Annotated in this window: 19 protein-coding genes; 6 read left to right on the top strand and 13 right to left on the bottom strand. The window is 61.3% G+C overall.

The window, feature by feature from the left end; all coding sequences use genetic code 11:
* Window positions 1–13 precede the first annotated feature (13 nt).
* The 5 genes from ABIE21_RS16385 to ABIE21_RS16365 all read right to left on the bottom strand — a co-directional run bounded on the left by ABIE21_RS16385 (window position 14) and on the right by ABIE21_RS16365 (window position 4,822).
* Window positions 14–718 carry a hypothetical protein gene (locus ABIE21_RS16385; protein ID WP_354025926.1) on the bottom strand — a complete coding sequence of 235 codons (705 nt, stop codon included), beginning with the start codon at window positions 716–718 and terminating at the stop codon, window positions 14–16.
* 224 nt (window positions 719–942) lie between these two features.
* Complete coding sequence (locus tag ABIE21_RS16380) at window positions 943–1,638, bottom strand: hypothetical protein (RefSeq protein ID WP_354025925.1); 696 nt, start codon at window positions 1,636–1,638, stop codon at window positions 943–945.
* A gap of 1,369 nt (window positions 1,639–3,007) precedes the next feature.
* Window positions 3,008–3,463, bottom strand: a complete 456-nt coding sequence (locus ABIE21_RS16375; RefSeq protein WP_354025924.1) for a hypothetical protein — start codon at window positions 3,461–3,463, stop codon at window positions 3,008–3,010.
* Window positions 3,464–3,994, bottom strand: a complete 531-nt coding sequence (locus ABIE21_RS16370; protein WP_354025923.1) for a hypothetical protein — start codon at window positions 3,992–3,994, stop codon at window positions 3,464–3,466. It lies immediately after the preceding gene.
* Between the two features lie 375 nt (window positions 3,995–4,369).
* A complete protein-coding gene (locus ABIE21_RS16365; RefSeq protein WP_354025922.1) occupies window positions 4,370–4,822 on the bottom strand; it encodes a hypothetical protein in 453 nt (150 codons plus the stop codon).
* A gap of 329 nt (window positions 4,823–5,151) precedes the next feature.
* Here ABIE21_RS16365 and ABIE21_RS16360 point away from each other — a divergent pair, with 329 nt between their 5' ends.
* The 3 genes from ABIE21_RS16360 (at window position 5,152) to ABIE21_RS16350 (ending at window position 9,396) form a co-directional block, all read left to right on the top strand.
* Window positions 5,152–6,195 carry a hypothetical protein gene (locus ABIE21_RS16360; protein WP_354025921.1) on the top strand — a complete coding sequence of 348 codons (1,044 nt, stop codon included), beginning with the start codon at window positions 5,152–5,154 and terminating at the stop codon, window positions 6,193–6,195.
* A gap of 108 nt (window positions 6,196–6,303) precedes the next feature.
* Window positions 6,304–8,649 carry a glycoside hydrolase domain-containing protein gene (locus ABIE21_RS16355; RefSeq protein ID WP_354025920.1) on the top strand — a complete coding sequence of 782 codons (2,346 nt, stop codon included), beginning with the start codon at window positions 6,304–6,306 and terminating at the stop codon, window positions 8,647–8,649.
* Window positions 8,650–8,781: 132 nt separating this feature from the next.
* On the top strand, window positions 8,782–9,396 hold the full coding sequence (locus ABIE21_RS16350) for a hypothetical protein (RefSeq protein WP_354025919.1): 615 nt from the start codon (window positions 8,782–8,784) through the stop codon (window positions 9,394–9,396).
* A 343-nt stretch (window positions 9,397–9,739) separates the two neighbouring features.
* Here ABIE21_RS16350 and ABIE21_RS16345 read toward each other — a convergent pair whose 3' ends face one another.
* From ABIE21_RS16345 to ABIE21_RS16325, 5 genes are all read right to left on the bottom strand, one after another.
* Window positions 9,740–10,255, bottom strand: a complete 516-nt coding sequence (locus ABIE21_RS16345; protein ID WP_354025918.1) for a hypothetical protein — start codon at window positions 10,253–10,255, stop codon at window positions 9,740–9,742.
* Window positions 10,256–10,525: 270 nt separating this feature from the next.
* Entirely contained in the window at window positions 10,526–10,840 is a 315-nt protein-coding gene (locus ABIE21_RS16340) for a hypothetical protein (protein WP_354025917.1), read from the bottom strand.
* Window positions 10,841–11,178: 338 nt separating this feature from the next.
* Window positions 11,179–11,583 (bottom strand): hypothetical protein, encoded by a 405-nt coding sequence (locus tag ABIE21_RS16335; RefSeq protein WP_354025916.1) that lies wholly within the window; start codon window positions 11,581–11,583, stop codon window positions 11,179–11,181.
* 282 nt (window positions 11,584–11,865) lie between these two features.
* A complete protein-coding gene (locus ABIE21_RS16330; RefSeq protein ID WP_354025915.1) occupies window positions 11,866–12,450 on the bottom strand; it encodes a DUF7255 family protein in 585 nt (194 codons plus the stop codon).
* A gap of 41 nt (window positions 12,451–12,491) precedes the next feature.
* Window positions 12,492–14,000 (bottom strand): 5-methylcytosine restriction system specificity protein McrC, encoded by a 1,509-nt coding sequence (locus ABIE21_RS16325; RefSeq protein ID WP_354025914.1) that lies wholly within the window; start codon window positions 13,998–14,000, stop codon window positions 12,492–12,494.
* On the opposite strand from ABIE21_RS16325, the gene ABIE21_RS16320 reads away from it, so the two are divergent.
* On the top strand, window positions 13,973–14,239 hold the full coding sequence (locus tag ABIE21_RS16320) for a hypothetical protein (RefSeq protein ID WP_354025913.1): 267 nt from the start codon (window positions 13,973–13,975) through the stop codon (window positions 14,237–14,239). The two genes, ABIE21_RS16325 and ABIE21_RS16320, sit on opposite strands and share 28 nt — an antisense overlap.
* A gap of 301 nt (window positions 14,240–14,540) precedes the next feature.
* Window positions 14,541–15,176, top strand: a complete 636-nt coding sequence (locus tag ABIE21_RS16315) for a ScbR family autoregulator-binding transcription factor (RefSeq protein ID WP_354025912.1) — start codon at window positions 14,541–14,543, stop codon at window positions 15,174–15,176.
* A gap of 14 nt (window positions 15,177–15,190) precedes the next feature.
* Here the strand turns inward: ABIE21_RS16315 and ABIE21_RS16310 are convergent, their stop codons facing one another.
* The 3 genes from ABIE21_RS16310 to ABIE21_RS16300 form a co-directional block, all read right to left on the bottom strand.
* On the bottom strand, window positions 15,191–15,514 hold the full coding sequence (locus ABIE21_RS16310; RefSeq protein ID WP_354025911.1) for a zf-TFIIB domain-containing protein: 324 nt from the start codon (window positions 15,512–15,514) through the stop codon (window positions 15,191–15,193).
* 74 nt (window positions 15,515–15,588) lie between these two features.
* Complete coding sequence (locus tag ABIE21_RS16305) at window positions 15,589–15,909, bottom strand: DMT family transporter (protein ID WP_354025910.1); 321 nt, start codon at window positions 15,907–15,909, stop codon at window positions 15,589–15,591.
* Entirely contained in the window at window positions 15,909–16,265 is a 357-nt protein-coding gene (locus ABIE21_RS16300; RefSeq protein ID WP_354025909.1) for a DMT family transporter, read from the bottom strand. The genes ABIE21_RS16305 and ABIE21_RS16300 overlap by 1 nt, the downstream gene beginning before the upstream one ends.
* A gap of 91 nt (window positions 16,266–16,356) precedes the next feature.
* Here ABIE21_RS16300 and ABIE21_RS16295 point away from each other — a divergent pair, with 91 nt between their 5' ends.
* The gene (locus ABIE21_RS16295) at window positions 16,357–16,998 is read left to right on the top strand and encodes a ScbR family autoregulator-binding transcription factor (protein WP_354025908.1); all 642 of its coding nucleotides are present in this window, start codon (window positions 16,357–16,359) and stop codon (window positions 16,996–16,998) included.
* Window position 16,999: the final 1 nt, after the last annotated feature.

Below are 16,999 nucleotides of genomic sequence, written 5' to 3'. Positions count from 1 at the left end.
CGGTCTTTCGGCCTCAGTCAGGATTCCCGAACGCTCGCAGGCTCAACCGTTCCCGCCGCCTTGTCTGCCACCAGAACTTTAGGAACCGCCACCAGTCCCGTAAGAACGGCGGCCGCAACGTGCCCAATTCGGAGACGGGACGGTAATAATCGCGGCCGTTGGGTCCGAACGCGACCGGCACCCCCTCCTTGTACGTGACGAAGTTGTAGGGTCGGCGACCGGCGGCTCTATGGTTGACGAAGACGATGGGCGCACCGTCGAACCCGTCGCCTTCAGGGACGATGTCTTCGATCCATTCCCACGGGATGTGGCCGACTTCGATGACATTGGGCGCCTTCTGGTCAGTGACGGTAAGGGTGCGACGCCCGTCCGTGGCGTAGTAGCTGGATACGCCCTGGGTTATCACCTCGATGCCGCCGTGGACGATTTCAATGATCTCCGCGCCCGAGTAGGCGCCGCCGCGCAGAGTGACGTTGTTGCTGCCGTTGTAGCCGCGCCTGTACCGGGCGACGTTCATCACGATGATCTTGCTGTTCAACCCCTCCAGCCGGATGGGACGGAGTATCTTCCACGCCTGTGCTTCCATCTCGCGTGCGCGGTCGCGTTGCTGGCGGAACGACAGTCGTCGTCCGACGAAGAAGATCGCGGCGGTGACGCCGAGGGAGACAAGGGCGACCAGGAGTGAGACGAGGTCCACCCAGGAGAATGCGCTGGTCACCCGGCAAGTGTACTGAGCGCGACGGGCATTCTGCCTCCTGTGTGCGCCGGTGGGGTTCGGGGTTGGAATGGCAATGCTGTGCAATGCCGGTACTGTTCGTACCTCCGCGGTCCGGACTCAGGACGGCTACTACGGGTCGGAGATCACGATGGTGCGCGGCGTCGACCACGTCCACCTCATGGCGAGGAACATCCCCCGAGAATACGATTGACCAGCCTCGACGCTCAGGGGGCGGGCGACGTGTCGACCTCAACAGCGGGTGCACGCTGGGCGGCGTGGACGCTGTCTACGGTCCATTGCTCGAGGACAGAAGTCCATCCCGGGTAACGGAGGCGGTCCTCAACTCCGACGAGACGGCTCACCGCGGCCTCGACCTTTGCGATATACCCGCTTCGATGGTTTTTGCGGTCGAAGCGTCGCTCGTCGTCGACGGGGAACGGCTGCCACTTGTAGTGAAGGAAGTCATTCCTGAGGTGTCCCAGATCCCGGAGCAGCCCGACGTCGTCCAATGGTTCGCCGAACATGCTTCGCCAGGAGCTGCCAGTCTTCGCATGAAAGTTGGTAGAACGGATCAACTCGGTGATCGCCGCATCGTCGCTACCGTCCTCCCGTGCGCGCCACGCAATCATCATGTTCAACCAGTGCTCGACCCAAGTGGCGTAGAACACGATCGCGTAATCGAAGTCGTCCTCGCGTGCGGCGGCGCGCGCCCGTCCGAGCAGTGTGTCCAAGTGGTCAAGTTCGACCAGGACCGGCTCGAAGGCTCCCGCGTCCTGCAGATCGCGCAGCTTCGAGCTCAACGCCGCGATGAAGTCGCGCTCTGAGAGGTTGCGAACGTCCAGTTCGCCCGAACCCACGAGGTCCTTCGCAACGCCAGTCACCAGGCTGGTGAAGAAAGGCAGGTACGGCTCGTCGATCATGGCGTCAGTCTAGGTCGCCGCAACTTGGCTGCCAGATCGCCGGAATCACCCCATCAGTCGTCGGCACTGAGAGAGTCAAGCAACTGGTCCTTCGACTCGCCCGACAACCCGTCACCCCGACCCGCCCGCCGGACCGCCACCTCGTCAGAAACCAAGCCCTTCCCGATCACGCTGTCCGATCCGAACGCCGGGCGTGACGGTACTGCGACTCGTCAGTCGAGCCGCGCCCAGCGGTGCCCGGCCTACAAGTAAGTTGTCGAAGTCGTAGTCGCGCTCGGTGCATAGGTCGGCGATCGCACCGACCGGGTAGTCGTTACGGTGGGCGGATCCCATGATCTTGTCCAGTTCAACGAATCACGCAATCCCGAACGAATTGAGGGGGGACCAAGATTCACGAGGACTAGTCGGTGTTGCGTCGTAGACTTCCGGGTATGGAAAAAGCGGCACGCAGATGGGCCGTCGCTCTGTTCGCAACCGGGATGCTGGCAATGGTATCGGGCTGCGCTGCGGGTGAAACCGCGGGCTGGCCTGAAACTGCCGAACCGACGTCGACGCCTACCGCATCGGCGACCCCGATCGCATGGCCAGACGGGGCCGATGCAACCACGCCCGCGTGTCAAAACGCGTCATCGGCCACAGTCGGCGTGGTGAACGAGGCCCTCCGTGCCGTTTCTGCGGAAGAGGGCACACTTGAGAACTCTGTGTCATGGCTGAGCGCCCGCCCAGACGGAGAACTGGGAGTGTGGACTCTAACCGGTATCGTGGTGAACGAGCGGACCGGCCTCAGCACCGAAGGCGGGCCCCTAGTTGTCTGGGCCACACGTTCGGATCCGACCTCGGCCACTTTCGACGGTCAGGTCTACTGGATGAGCGGGGCCGCCAGTAAGCTCACGCACTTTGATCCGCTTCTGCCGGCGTACGTCGGCCTCTCAGCCTCCGAAGACGCCCCTCCCGCAGCACTGAGGTGCGGCATGGAAAGCGCGACCACGCCGTGATGAATCCCGTCTGACGATGTTCCCCTGAAATCCTCCACTAGAGGTCGAAGCCAGCTGGCTCTAGCCCTGGCCGAATCGAGGCGATCAGAAACGTCGCGGACGGCACAGCCACCGTCGCCGATCATGCAGCCGCTTACCGCTCCAGAGCATGATCGTCACATGGCAATGGGCGAATACGCGAGCGGACGCATCTAAAACGAACGAGCTCTGGCGGCGCCCTTCCGGGACCGCGGCGCTAACGGCGAGACTGCGTCGTCAGCACCACGAGGGGATGAGCCCGTCCAGCGTCAATCGAAATACCTACCGACGATCCCTCGCATAGAAAAAAGCGAGCCCGGCCATAGCCGGGCTCGCTTTGCCTGTTCTCGCGGTTCCTAGATGTACTTGACGTTCCACTGGAGGTCGCCACTGAACGTGACCCACCCGCAGCCAGAGCCACCACATTGCCCCGGGAAACGCGCGTTCATATAGAACGTCCCCGCCCGGACGCCGGGGGCCCCACCGTCGGAGATGTCGGCCCAAGTCATGTACGCGCTGGAGAATGTCGCGAACGCCACGTTGGCGGCGTTTCGAAGCTGCAGCTCTACGGGAGCGCCGGTCCCGCCATCGCTATGCATTCTCCAGGCCATGAAGTTGTTCCCGTATGTGTTGGTTCTCGGGGTGGAATACGCGTACCAGGTCGTACTGGCGTTCTGGGAACCCGAGATCAGCGCCTGATCGGCGGTGGCCACTGACGGGATGCCGATGAGCAGCCCGAAAAGAGCTGCCGCGACGTAGGCGGTAATCCAGCGACGCAGCGGCCGACGGCTTGAAGCAATGTTGGCACTCATCTACTTAGCTCCTTCTTCGGTGTAAATGCCGCAATCGAGGTCGAACTCAGCGACGCTCTCGTCCAGACCTTCGGCGGCTGCGTAGTCGGAGATGCCCTCGCTGTATTCGTAAACGTCGAGCTGGACATCGGGCAGGTCTTGCCAGGTCGACGTTGCTAGTTCGTCAGTGAGGTCGACGGATTCCGAGGACCGCCCGGAAACTGCGGCAATATCTTGATCAAGCCAGGCGCAGCGCCAGTATCGGGCAGCGATCTCACCGATCAATTCGGTTTCAAACATCCACTTTTCCCCGGCAGGCCGCTGGAAGAACGCCGGGGCGGAACTAGGGAACTCGATGCCCGCCGGAAGCGCTTCGGGATAGTTGGCGGTGATGTCGCGCCAGGCGCCGTCAACCTCCTCTTCGGTGAGAAAACCTGCTGCTGCTTCCTCGGCAGACGGTACGGCAGCGCTCGCAAAACTTCCGGCGAACACCGCCAATGCGGTGGTTGCGACAACGCCGAGGCCGGCGAGTGCCGTGTTGCGTTTCTTCATGGATTCCCTTTCGCGTTCCGACAAAATGAGTAATTGTTGTGGACGCTATCGGCAAAGGTAAGCGAATGTCAACACTTCCGGAACGAAGCCTAAAGTCGCGCTTGAGTCGCCTAGGAGTGCACCATTCGAAGGCGATGGTCCGCGCTATACGAACCCTCGACCAGCGCGAAGCCAGCTTGGAGGGAGTCGCACGATCAAGCTCAGCACCGCGAAACGACCGCGAACGCGCCTCGCCGCAGAGCGCGTGAAGGCTCACCCCGAGGAGCCGATCGGGCTGACACGGTCCGCGCGAATCGGCATCGCTACGGACCGGGGGTGTCCGGAAGACTGCGGCTGACTCCATAGCCGAACGCTACAACTGCGAATTTGGGCCGCTTAGCCGCCGGTGTTGCTCCGGATCGTGAGGCTGCTACCCGCGTTCTCGCAAGCCAGGCCGACATCGCTGATCAGGTTTGCGTAGTCGTTCAACGTGATGGGAGCAGACCCATCCGCGGACGGGATCTTTTCGTAGGAGAGCAGAGCGCTCACAGCCTCCGACAGTTCAGTATCCGGCTCAACCGGTACCGCCTGAAGTCCCTTTTCTGCATCACTCAGGGCGGCGGAATACGCAGTGATGTCGAGTTGTCCTGATTCGAACTCCGTGGTCGAGTTGTGCTCAGAGGAAAGTGGGTCCGTAAGAGCCGCGCACGTTTCGGCGGCCTCGATCTGCGCGGGCGCTTCAGCTTCCGCGTCGGGTTTGGACGATAAGAAGCCAGCGCACCCCGCCAGCCCGAACGCTGCCACCGCAATGATTGCGCTCGTGATGAATGTTCCCGATCTTATTGCCACCAATGCTCCACCCTCTCAATTCGAAGTAAACCTCACTCTATTGAGGGCAAGTGGGTGGCGCAAGCCGGCCCATGAGCGCTGACGAGCGCCACAAACTGGGTACCCGACAGGCGGCACATTCACGCGAACGGTATCGCTCAAGGGCTTGCGGGTGCAGCCTTTGTCCCCCGTTATGCCGACTTGTTGAAACTGAGGAAAGAGCACAAAATCGACACGACATTAAATCAACTCTTATGTCGCGTAGCAGGTCAGGACATGTCTATCGGGGATCGGCATACGCCCCCGGACCGCCGCGTGAGCGAGTGCGGATTTTGATAGGAAGCAGCCCAATGACCGTGACGAGACGCAACCTAATGGCAGCGGGAGTTGCCACTGCCAGCCTCATCTTCTTGGAAAGCCACGGATCGCCGGCGCGAGCGCGGGCGGCGAACGGTCCCACGCATGCGGTTGTGGAAGCTTTTGGGACGACAGGGACTGCCTTCACTTCGGACTTTCTGGCAACCGTTCCCTTCGGTGTATTGCTCGGTGCTTCACTGACCGGAGACAAGGGCGCTTTCTCCTCTGCACGACTCAGCGTCATCTTTGACGCGCGAGTCCAGAAATGGAATGGAAATGACGTCGTTCTTCAATCGGGCTCGACGTCCGAACGCATACCTGTCGAGCTGACAACAGCGGGCAGTACCCACACGCTCACGTTCGGCTTACCGTCGGCGTCCGTCGCGACGAAGCTTGTTCTCGCCTTGCCGCTTGATCAAGTGATTCTGTACCCGAACGAAAATATCGGACTGATTCCAGCGCCGACAGTGCAACTGATTCCGGCGGTGGAAAGCATTGCTCCTATAACTGTCGCCTTGGAATCCACCGTGCCGTCGGTATCAGGGACGGCATGGGGAGCTCAGACGACCGCCACATGGACGCGGGTCGAAGCAGTATCAGGAACCGGCGGTGACGCGTATTCCTATCCAGACACAATCGAGGTCGCCAGCATAGGCCCGGGCCCGATCCCGCAAGGGTCACGGGTGGCAATCATCGTCGACGGCAACATCGCTGTCTCGATCACACCCGTCGACGCGGCGCTTCCAGAGGAACCACCGCGCGCCCGGCACTTTGAGTTAGCGGCGATACCCGCTCAGGTCGGCGGAACAATCGTGCTGGACGAACCTGTCCCAGCTGGCGAAATCATTCGCGTGCGCGTACAGACCCAATTGCATGAAGTCACCCGCGTAGGGGACGGAGTGACATACGGTCGCGCGACGTTCGCGCCCGCCGCCGATTTCGCGGCAACCCAGCGCCGAACCGGACAGGAATCGGCTGTCGCCGTCTCCGGATCCGGGGTTCCACTAATCCCAGACGCGGTTCGTTCCAAGAACTGAAGTCATTAGAGCCTGTCATTGAACGCTTCGCGTCGGACACGATTCGCTGTGCAAGCCAGTCTCAAAATCCGCGAATAGATTTACGAAACAAACACGAAAGACGAAACGATGGCAGATCTCTGGGTGTCAAACGCGCAACTCTGGCTGAATAACAATTACCGGAATGTTTCCGGCTTCACTGAAGTGACGGTCGACGGGTCATCCGGATGGCAGACCATGTACGCCTTGACTCGGGCACTACAGCACGAACTGGGGATCACCGCACTTTCGGACAGCTTCGGGCCCGGAACAACTGCCGCATTCACAGCTCAGATTGGATCGATCACGAGTTCGACGACGAAACCGAAGGTAATAGGAATCCTTCAGGCGGCACTTTGGTGCAAGGGATATTCTGGTGACGAGGTTTTTGGAACGTGGACCTCCGTGGTTGCATCTTCTGTATCGACTTTGCGCGGTCATGCGGGGCTTACTGCGGTTGCGAGCGTAGACGTGAAGCTGATGAAGTCGCTGCTTTCCATGGACGCTTACGTTGTCACGCCGGGCGGCACCGAAGTGGTCAGAGCCGGTCAGCGCTGGCTGAACTCTCGATACGTAGGCCGGGGACCCTGGGTAATCATCCCCTGCGACGGACATTTCACCCGCGATGTGCAACGAGGCATGCTGTTCGGAATTCAGTTCGAGATCGGTTTGTCCGACAGCGTCGCCAACGGAAACTTTGGCGACGGGACGAAGAGCGGGCTGCGAACTCAGGGAGTCGTCACGAGCGGTTCCACCGACGGGGCGAAGGCGTTTGTTTCGCTCTTTCAACTCGCTCTCGCATTCAACGGCTACGACGTCCCGAGAACCGGCACGTTCGCCGCGCCGACCAGGCTTGCAACTCTCGACTTCCAGCGTTTCCTCGAAATCAATGACACAGGAAACGGGGATTTCGGCACATGGGCGGCGCTGTTGGTCAGCACAGGCGACCCGGATCGAACTGTGGGAGTGAGGATGATCGACCGGACCACCGCTCTCACCAATGACTTTGCCGTCCAGATGCGAACGGCTGGATACAACATCGTCGGACGATACTTGACAGTCGCTGGCAAAGCGCTCGCGCGAGGCGAACTCGACATCATTTTCAACAACGGTTTCGCCCTGGTGCCCATTTTTCAGAATTTCAACAACGCGGCGTCATACTTCACCCGGGCCATTGGGCTTGACCACGGATGGCAGGCGGCGCGTCGTGCACGACAACTCAATTTCAAAGAAGGCGTCGTTATCTTCTTCGCTGTCGACTATGACGCCTTCGCCTCGGAAATCGAAACGCTTCTCCGGCCGTATTTTGAAGGTGTGGCGGAAGGCCTGAAGCGGTCGGTCTCGGTCGAATACAAGATTGGGATCTACGCCACGAGGAACGTTGCAGCGCAGGTTGTGAATAAAGGTCTCGCCGAAGCGATCTGGGTGAGCGGAATGTCCACAGGATATTCGGGAAACCTTGGTTTCCCGATGCCCGCTAACTGGTGGTACAACCAGATTCAAGAAATTAGCTCCATCAATATCGACCGCAACTCGGTTTCGTCTAACGCGCGCCCAACCCCGCGCACCCAAGTCGGACGGATCCCAGAGAGGAACGATCAGGAGAGGCAGCTTTACTTCTATCTTGTGGAGCAAATCCTCCTGGCGGAAACAGAACTGGACAAGCGGTTAGCGTCGGGCTTGAACGTGCCTGCATTCGTCATGCATTTCCTGATGAGTGAGATCTACCACTACGGCCCGTTCCTGAAGTATGTGCCTTACCAAGGGCTTGTGATCGGACAACCGGAGGCTGTCGCAACTCGAGTTCTGTCGTCCCTCAACGCATACCTCGGCATCGCTGGCAGCCCAGTGCCCCTACGGTCGGTCTACGAAGGAGATATTGAACATTTCGGAGTAGTCGTACAGGGAATAATCTACTGGGGGGCATGGGCGGGCAACGGCGCCATCGGGATCGGCGATCTCGGCGGATGGTCGCTCGATGTTGTCCAGTTGTGGGCGAACTACAAAAAATTCGTCGGACCTACGACTATCGAACACTTCGTGTCTACGAATTTGGGTGCCGGATCAGAAAACACATCGGAATGGCGTCTACCCGATTTGATCGCCGATGCAGATGGCTGGCTGGTCGGGCGAGACGTATATGACGCTGTCCGCCTGGCAGATTCACTATCAAAATGGTGGGCCGAAGTTCCCCGCTGGCAGGATCGACTGAAAGCCTTCATCGAAGGAAGATTCCGACAGCCCGGCAAGAGTCTGAATCAATCCATCCAAGAGAACATTGTCACGATCTTCGCCAATAGCTGGCCTTGGCCCGACGAGCCGCGGGATGGATTCCAAGAGGGACAGCCCGATCCGACTCCTGAGGAGCTTGCGTCATTCGCAGCCGCGTGTGCTAACACGCTATTGATTAGAGCGGAGATGCCGACGGGTTCTTGAACACAGCGCGGTACGCTCGCTGATCACCCTCATCATTAGAAAGAAGGAGTGCGTGCGCTTGTCGAACCGGACCGCGAGCCCAACCGTAGCGATTCGGTCCTGTTGTGGACGGATGCGGTGTAAACCACTCGAATGCGGCGGTTCTCGGTGACGGAAGATGTGCGAGAGAGCGTGCCGGAGGAGTTGTCCGCAGCCAAGATCGCTATTCAACTTGGAGCTTCCATAGTGGTATCGGCAGCCATTCTTCCGATTCTGTTGTGGATCTCTGGACTCGGAAGAGATAGCGCTTATGAATTCGCGATTAGCCGCGGTGACATCGAAAGTGGTCTCCGTCTGGGGGTGGCGTATGCCATCGCTCAGGGTTTTCTACTCTTCGTGGCCGGCTACTTGTGCTTAGCGCGTGTCGCCAGGGGCCGATTCGTTCTCCCTCGCTGGGGCGCGGCAATCGTCGTCGCGTTAGTCGTCGGGTTGGCGTTCGTCGCGCTGTTCTTGAGCGGTCTCGGAGATCTGGGCGGTCCGCAGCCGGTGCCGCCGGAGGCTCAGCAATTCGGTCGCACCCTTGGTGACATCTATCCTGCCGTGTCGACTCTGACCGTTGCAGGTCTCCTCGTCACAATGCTCTTCCTCAGACAATACGACAACCGCGCCGTTCGCATGTTGTCCTACTTTCTTCCCGGTCTCATCGCGGCAGCCACGACTGCGACACTTCTCTATCTCACTTTGGCGGCGCACGCCCTGCACCTGTAAGTTACGGCCCAGACTGCCGCGAGTCCCACCGACAAGATGCCGACCCACAACGCCCACGTCTCTCTCGCCATCCAGGAACAGGCGAAATGGTCGGCGGGACGTCGGGTCGTTGCGGATGGCGAGCCGGCGGCCAAGATTCGTGTCCTCAAGGATCCTATGGGCACGGGAGGACCGCCGCGGGGAATACCTCGGCCCTCAGCGAGTTGTACCTAACGTGATGTTGCGGGGAAGATAATCCCCGAGTATCGTGTCAGGTGAAACAACGGTAGGTGGGAAAGCCGAAGGGTCCTCTCGCCAGCCGGGTTCCTCGGGTATCAGCTGCGGCCCCCGAGGGCTGTTTCTTTTAACGGCCTATTTTGTTCATCGCGTCTACCCGCGATCCCTCGGGCCGATACATCTTGACCACGTCGGTAAACGGGTCGAACCAGGATTCTCTGGCAATTATTCGGCGCCGAAGTGTCCAAGCGATGACATCTGGGCCGGCCAGAAGAGGTTCGGCCCGGGCCCCGGCGTCCTGCACCACGAGCGAGGGCAGAGCAACTCGAACCGCTGCAGCGCTCGCGTCGTCGAGTTTCTGCACCAAACCTGGACGGCGGCGTTCGTACACCAGCAGGTCCACGCTATGGATTTCGTGCAGGATTTTGGCCAAAGCCATGAAGGAATGGCGACGCACGTCTTCCTTGCTGCGCCTCATTATCGCTTGGTCTGTTTCGAGTACCACGATTAGAGGGTCCGGATGGTCGGCGAGGTAGTCAACGAAGTTGTGGATAGCCTCGATATCTCCAACCTTCGCGCGATCGGTGGTGTGCCAGCGGATGCCGCCGGCGATCTGTGCGTAATGCGATCTGACTAGATCCACCTCATCGGTCGGGATTATCACAGCAGTGAAGACGTAGAACTGTCGTGGTTCGGCGGAGTTGTTAGGGAGGTCTCGTCGACGAAGGCTGCCAATCGACTCTTGCCCTTATACAGGCGTGCCGACACGGAGTCGGTAGTGCGTTCAAGATCGGACACCCACCAAACCTAGTGGGCGGCGCAGACGTCTAAAGCATCGATGAAGCGCTCCGTGATCGTTCGCCGTAAGGGTAAAGTCAGGCTCGCTCGACAACCCGCCACCCCGACCCGCCACCTACTGCACGCCGTGGCCTTCGGAATCACGTAGTCCGGTTGGAATGCCGGGCGTGACGGTGTTGCGTCTCGCTAGCCGCGCCGCACCCTCGAGGTCGCCGACCTGCGGGTAGCTGTCGAAGCCGTAGTCCCGCTCGGTGCGCAGGTCGGCGGTCGCGCCGACCGGGTAGTCGTCACGGTTGGCGGGTCCCACGATCTTGTCCCACAGCTCGTGCCCTCCCATGGTCTGAGGTCGGGCTCCCGTGTGTTCGAAGCGCTCAGCCTCATCGCCGCCCAGGTTCCGCGCGTTCATCCGGTCGTCCGATGTCAGTTCCATGCGGCAACCCCGCCGACGGGTTCCGACGTGTTGCCTGCGCCGCCGACGAGGTCGTCTCTTCTCGCGCGGTATCGGCGTTCGCGGGTCCGATTCACCGTAGGTGCGGATCCTCGCTCCAGCCGCGCATGCTTGCGTATGAAGCCTATGAGTGAACCAATCCCGTCCAACGACGAGCCAGCGGGCGCCGCCGAAACCCTTCTCGGAATCGGCGAGCTGATCGCCGCAGTATTCGCGATGCAACCGAGCAGCGGCACAAGCCCGCATGTCGCCCAGCCGGCGCCCCGTCGGATACTTTCTGACGCAGAAGCCAGAACGGGCTGGTGCTACCGAGGCAACTGCTACTTGGTTCCTAAAATGAAGCCTCCGATGACGCCCGGAACTGCGAGCACGGCGCCGACTATCAGCAATCCGGGTGCAGCTTGTATCCATTGAGGGTTCGCGGTAGCCACCGCGGCGGCGAGAACCAAGAGTGTCCCCAAGCCCATTAGGGCAATCACCCATCTGCCTTCGCTTGTCTTGTACGAGTCGCTTCCGAGAATTCCCACGATACGTTTGCGTTCGATTTCGAAAATCTTGCGGATGTCTACGTCGTTGGGATCGAGTTCTGAGATTGCCGTAGACAGCTGTGCGACCCGGTCGAAACGCCGCGAGCGAACGCTCGCAAGCCGCTGAAACCCAGCTAATACCGAACCACACACTGTTAGAACGAACGGCAGCAGGTTCACCACGTTGTCTATGGTCATTTGAAACTCCCCTACACGCGCGGATGTGCTTTACGCACTGCGCTGCCTTCCCCGCGAGTGCAGCGCAAAGCAACAATCTAGCCGGTATTCTTTACCCGGCTTCGCAGCCTGGGCGGTGACTCCGATTCTGCGCGCGTTGCGGGAAGCCTCAGAGACGTCAGGGGATGACGGTGATCTGGCGGTAGCAGGGCCGGCGCGTCCAGGGCGGTAGCGGGAACCGTTGGTTGTCGCTCAGTCGCATTCCGCCGGCATGCATGGATGCATGCATGCATGAGCCGTAGATCAGTTGGAGGCGAGACGATTGTGGACCAGAGTTGCCAACCGAGCTGGCTTGTAGGTTGCTCGACCGGCCAACACTTTCCCCAAACTCACGCTCCCGAGATTGTCAGACACTGAGAGGCGGCATAGTCGAACGTCGCCGGCCAAATCCTTCATCGAGTCGTATAGCGCTCTCTGTTTCCATCGGGGAGCTCCCCGGTCGCCGAGCTCACCGACTGGATCCCCGGCCCCCATCAAGCGTTCGGCTGAGTTGGTGGTCCAGCGCTTACTCCAGGTTCCCGCTTTGAGGCAATCGATTTCGAAGTCTTCGCAGTACTGCCTGTACCTGCGGTCCCAAGGCCGCCGATCTCCAGCGGACAGGGTGAGAAGCCGGAATCGGTTGAAGTGGAGTTCGTCATCGAGCTCGACGACTAAACCTTTCGTGAACGTCAGGTCCCAAGCGCCCGGGCGAAGCTGCGGTTCCTCGAGCTGACCGCCGAGTGAGCGATACGTGTCGAGCACCTCAGCTTGGTGGGTCGGTGAAAGAGTGGAAAGGCGCGGGGCGGCGAGAGGGGTGTCGGCGATCTCGAGCCCGAGCTGTGTGAGCATGGTCGCGAGACGACCGACCCGCGCTTCGCTGCTGACCACGCTCAGGTCACCACGGTCGGGACGTTTTGGTGGCCGGCGAGGTGTGGGGACGGTTGTTGAGAAAGCATCTCCAGCCATTCTCGCAACTGGCGCGACGTAGTTTCCTGATATTGACGCCAAGCCTGGTTGGTGCGCGCGGCCCGAGACGGCGGGAAGTCGATCTCGATCGGCGCTAGTGACATGTCTTTGGTGGGCGCGCGAAGCAAAAAAGACTTCGACCGGGGTATGGCTGGCGAAGGGTAGATGAGTGCCACATGGGTGACCGGGACGTTTTGGAGACTCGACAGATGACTGTAGGCGAAGAGCTGGTTGGCATCGTCGGATCCGAGGGAGCGTGAGGACTTGTACTTCGCGTCCAAGACGAGGGTCGCTTCCTTAAAGCTTGCCAAGTAGTCGGGGTATCGATCGCGCGGGTCCTTTGACTCCCGCGTCCAAGGTTCTTGCACCGCGACGCCGGCAGCCAAACTGTTGTCGTTGTTTTTCTGGACATCGGTGGCTACGCTGGCGAGCAGCCCGAACACCAGGTCCTCCCACATCTTGTTCGTGTCGACGCGGAGTACGAATCCCGCGTCGATGTCACCAGCCCGAGTCGGCAGCGACGCCTCACGGGATAGAAGTTCGACGGCTCGGTCCAAGCCCTTTTGCCAGGGCGTTTCGAGACGAGAAAGCCGAAGGCTGCGGCCGAGCCGGAGAGCGGCGGACGGCGAGATCGAGCTGACAGCTGACAGCTGGCGGGCGATTTTCACCCCGCGGTCATTGACTTGGAGGGGAAGTCGATCGAGTGGAGCGCGGATGTGAAGTCCGGCAGCGACCTTTGTCGCCGCCAGGATCACTCGCAGCAGCGCCGTGTCCATCGACAGATCATCGAAGTGGCAGAGGACGTAGGGGGAGCTCTCTGCTGCGGCGCGCGCCATAGACCGGTCGTCGACCCGTCCCCGTACGGCCGGGAGGACCTCGTCCCGCTGCTGGTATCGAGGTCTCGCTGACCCGAGCCGAGCTTCGGCCTCGGTGAGGAAAGCATCCGCAGTCAGAACTAGCTCGTCCGAATGCGACTGTTTGGCCGAGGAAGTAGAAGGCCTATACAGAGCAGCGACGCGGTCTGTGATCTTTAGCAGGTCCAGAAGCGCTGCGAATCCGACGTCGCGAGTGGGTTCTTCGGTGCCGGTCGCGTCTTTCAAATTTCGCCTGGGCTGGCTGCGAACGGTGAGAAGTGGTGTCTCCACGTCGTCATCGAGAGTGCTGATTCCCAAGGCGATGTCGGCTACCGCCGAGCGAGGGCCGGCGACCTTGATGACGTCAAGCTCGTGGACGAGGATCGTGTCGTCGGACGTCCCGTCCCACTCGAGTTGATGTTGGACTGCGGACGGGGAGTCTCGCCAGATTTTAGGGAGGACGATTGTATTCAGCCGCGCATCGGCGGTGACGACGCTGGCGAGGCCCGAGCATTTTCCGCGGTCGCTGGCGCCGATCCACAGCTCACCCCGTGGCCCGATCGCTGTCGGAGCTGCCACTGTCAGACTCCAGCGTCGGAATCAGTGGTCTCATCTTCCGTGGACTCCGTCCCGGACGCCTCATCATCCTCGACCTCGTCGGATTCCAACGAAACGGGGATTTTGAGGATGGGCACGTCTTCGACGGACAGCAGCTGACCGAGACCGTGCCCGCGGGAAGCGAGCTTGAGGCCGAGGCCTGCGAGGAATTCGGCGAACTCGGCGATGCGTTCCGCGGATTCAGGATCGCGAAGGTCTGAACTCGCCGAGTAGGGACCGTGTACCGATTGCGTGGAAGGATTCTCGACAATCCTGCGGAGGATCGACGTTTCTCAACGCTCGCACCCATGAAAAGAGCCCAATCTTTACAAGGGTAATCGCAGCGTAAACGAGTTATGCAAACGACCCACAGGGAAGTATCTGCACAACTAGCCGGGTCCGTCCGGGGAGTGGATACGAAGGAAAGGCCCGCTGGAATCCAGCGGGCCTTTCGTCGTTCCGGGCACCCGAGGAGTCAAACGGGGACCCGATATTGTTTGTCCTACCCGAACCTGGAGACCAATGGCCAAGCAAGCACGCGCACGCGCGACGCGAGAACTCATCGTTCAGGCCGCCGGGGTCGTGTTCTCCGGACAGACCTATGCCCAGGCGACGCTCGCAGATGTGATCAGCGAGGCCGACGTCACGCAGGGTGCCTTCTACTTCCATTTTCCGTCGAAGAAGGCGCTTGCGCTCGAGATCATCGACCGGCAGCACGACTCGTTCATCACCGCGGGGCAGTCGCTGCTCGAAAAGGAGATGCGCGGACTGCACGCGATGATCGTGCTGTCGCGTGAACTGGCGCTGCAGATGACGACGAACCCACTCGTCCGCGCCGGCCTGCGGCTGAGCACCGAGTCGGCGGACGTGTTCGTCGAGACGGCAAGCAAACCCTACGAGGACTGGATTCGCACCAGCGAAGCGCTGATCCGACGCGCGGTGCTGGAGGGCGACATCACGCCCGACCAGGATCCCGGACGCCTAGCCGCCTACGTGATCGCTACCTTCACCGGCGTGCAGTCGCTCTCGCAGGCTCGAACCCAGTGGGCAGACATCCTCGACCGCCTAGAGGAGATGTGGATCTTCCTGCTCGCCGGAATCGCCTCGTCGGACGAGCGCGCTCAGATGCCCGAGATCCGCGCGCTCCTCCGCGACTGACCTCGATCGCCGCTCTAGCCGAAGAGCTCGCCCAGCCAGTTGTCCTTCTTCTTCGGGCGGTAGCCGTCGCGGTTGCGGTCGTCGCGGTCGTAGCGGTTGCGATCGTCGTACTGCTGTCCGTAGGTCGGCTGGCTGTACGGCTGCTGCTGCGGGGGCGCGACGGGCGGCGCAGCGGTCGGCTGCGGTGCCGCCTTCGCGAACTCGGCCTCGGCGCGGTCGAGGATCTTGTCGAGTTCTCCGCGGTCGAGCCAGACGCCGCGGCATTCGGGGCAGTAGTCGATCTCGACGCCGCTGCGCTCGCTCATGACGAGAGTCGCTGAATCATTCGGGCACTTCATGGCATCCTCCAATGTCGTGATTGCCTTCCGATAGTAGACGGGGGTTCCCGCGACATCCTGAGAGAACCGCAGCGTCAGTGGGCGGCACCCAGTTCGACCAGCAGAACCCCGCCGACGATGAGCGCGATGCCGCCGGCCATGATCAGGGTGAACGGCTCCTTGAAGATGAACTTGCTGAGCACCGCCGTGAGGGCGACGCCCGCCGCTGCCCAGATCCCGTAGGCGACACCCAGGGCGACGCCCTCGCGAAGGGTGAGGGAGAGCAGCCCGAATGCGGTGACGTAGCCGGCGGTAACCGGTATGTACCAGAGCCTGCGCCCGGTGATGCTCGCGCGTAGAGACAAGGTAGCGCCGACCTCGCTCAGGATGGCGCCGGCGAGGAAGACCCAGCCCATCACAGCACCTCGTCCGTCGTGCGCAGCCGGTCGTGGGCGCGCTGCGAGCCGAGCTCGACGACCAGCACCCCGAGGATGATCAGCACGAGGCCGATCCCCATGACGATCGTCAACGGTTCGCCGAAGACGACGAACGACATGATGGCGGTGAGTGCCACACCGAGCGCGCCCCAGATCCCGTAGGCGACGCCGAGCGCCAAGCCCTCCCGCAGCACGAACGACAGCAGGACGAAGGCGGCGATGTAGCCGGCCACGACCACGACGTAGAAGACCGGGTGATCGAGTGCGGCCTTGAGCGACAGAGAGGCGGTGACCTCCGTCGCGATGGCGCCGGCCAGAAGCATCCACTTCTTCATATATCGAGTTCTCCTATCGGGCGAGAGGCCATGATGGCATGCCCGTGTGGCCGTGCGGCTACCATGTGGCTACGGGCAGACGGGATGGATCGTGGTGCAGCAACAGCGGGCGCAGGCCACGCGCGAGCGGCTCATCGACGGTGCCGCCCGGGCCTTCTACAAGCTGGGCTACGGAATCGCCACCACGGCCGACATCGTCACCGAGTCGGGAACGACGCGCGGTGCCCTGTACTTTCACTTCCCGTCGAAGGAAGACCTGGCGCGGGCGGTGATCGCCAAGGAGCACGAGCTCGCGATCACGGCGGGCACGCGCATCATGGAGCTGCGCCGGCCGGCCTTCGAGACGATGCTGCTCATGTGCATCGACCTCGCCGAGAGGCTCACGACCGACCCGGTGGTCAAGGCGGGCATCCGACTGACGACGGAGAACACGAACTTCGACCCGCCCCTGCGGGCGCCGTACGACGACTGGCTGCGGGCGTTCGCAGACATGGCGCAGCTCGCCATCGCCGAGGGCGATTTTCGCGACGACGTGGATGCAGAGGCATTCGCCCGGTTCCTCATCCCGTCGTACACGGGGATCCAGCTCGTCTCCGACCTCTTCACCGCCCGTGAAGACCTGCTGCCGCGCATCCGCGACCTGTGGACGTTCGTCATGCCGGCAGTCATCGCCCCTGACCGCATGCCGGCCTCGCGCGAACTGCTCGACCGGCTGATCCCGCCAGCGCCGTAGC

Source organism: Conyzicola nivalis (genome assembly GCF_040548875.1).
Taxonomy (GTDB): Bacteria; Actinomycetota; Actinomycetes; order Actinomycetales; family Microbacteriaceae; genus Conyzicola; species Conyzicola nivalis_A.
Note: the sequence above shows the minus strand (reverse complement) of the source record. Positions and strands in the feature narration are given on the sequence as shown.

Excerpts from the sequence above, each read along its gene's own strand:
- ABIE21_RS16380 (WP_354025925.1), bottom strand. The coding sequence starts at position 1,638 with ATGATCGACGAGCCGTACCTGCCTTTCTTCACCAGCCTGGTGACTGGC.
- ABIE21_RS16375 (WP_354025924.1), bottom strand. The coding sequence starts at position 3,463 with ATGAGTGCCAACATTGCTTCAAGCCGTCGGCCGCTGCGTCGCTGGATT.
- ABIE21_RS16370 (WP_354025923.1), bottom strand. The coding sequence starts at position 3,994 with ATGAAGAAACGCAACACGGCACTCGCCGGCCTCGGCGTTGTCGCAACC.
- ABIE21_RS16360 (WP_354025921.1), top strand. The coding sequence starts at position 5,152 with ATGACCGTGACGAGACGCAACCTAATGGCAGCGGGAGTTGCCACTGCC.
- ABIE21_RS16355 (WP_354025920.1), top strand. The coding sequence starts at position 6,304 with ATGGCAGATCTCTGGGTGTCAAACGCGCAACTCTGGCTGAATAACAAT.
- ABIE21_RS16350 (WP_354025919.1), top strand. The coding sequence starts at position 8,782 with ATGCGGCGGTTCTCGGTGACGGAAGATGTGCGAGAGAGCGTGCCGGAG.
- ABIE21_RS16340 (WP_354025917.1), bottom strand. The coding sequence starts at position 10,840 with ATGGAACTGACATCGGACGACCGGATGAACGCGCGGAACCTGGGCGGC.
- ABIE21_RS16335 (WP_354025916.1), bottom strand. The coding sequence starts at position 11,583 with ATGACCATAGACAACGTGGTGAACCTGCTGCCGTTCGTTCTAACAGTG.
- ABIE21_RS16330 (WP_354025915.1), bottom strand. The coding sequence starts at position 12,450 with ATGCTCACACAGCTCGGGCTCGAGATCGCCGACACCCCTCTCGCCGCC.
- ABIE21_RS16315 (WP_354025912.1), top strand. The coding sequence starts at position 14,541 with ATGGCCAAGCAAGCACGCGCACGCGCGACGCGAGAACTCATCGTTCAG.
- ABIE21_RS16310 (WP_354025911.1), bottom strand. The coding sequence starts at position 15,514 with ATGAAGTGCCCGAATGATTCAGCGACTCTCGTCATGAGCGAGCGCAGC.
- ABIE21_RS16305 (WP_354025910.1), bottom strand. The coding sequence starts at position 15,909 with ATGGGCTGGGTCTTCCTCGCCGGCGCCATCCTGAGCGAGGTCGGCGCT.
- ABIE21_RS16300 (WP_354025909.1), bottom strand. The coding sequence starts at position 16,265 with ATGAAGAAGTGGATGCTTCTGGCCGGCGCCATCGCGACGGAGGTCACC.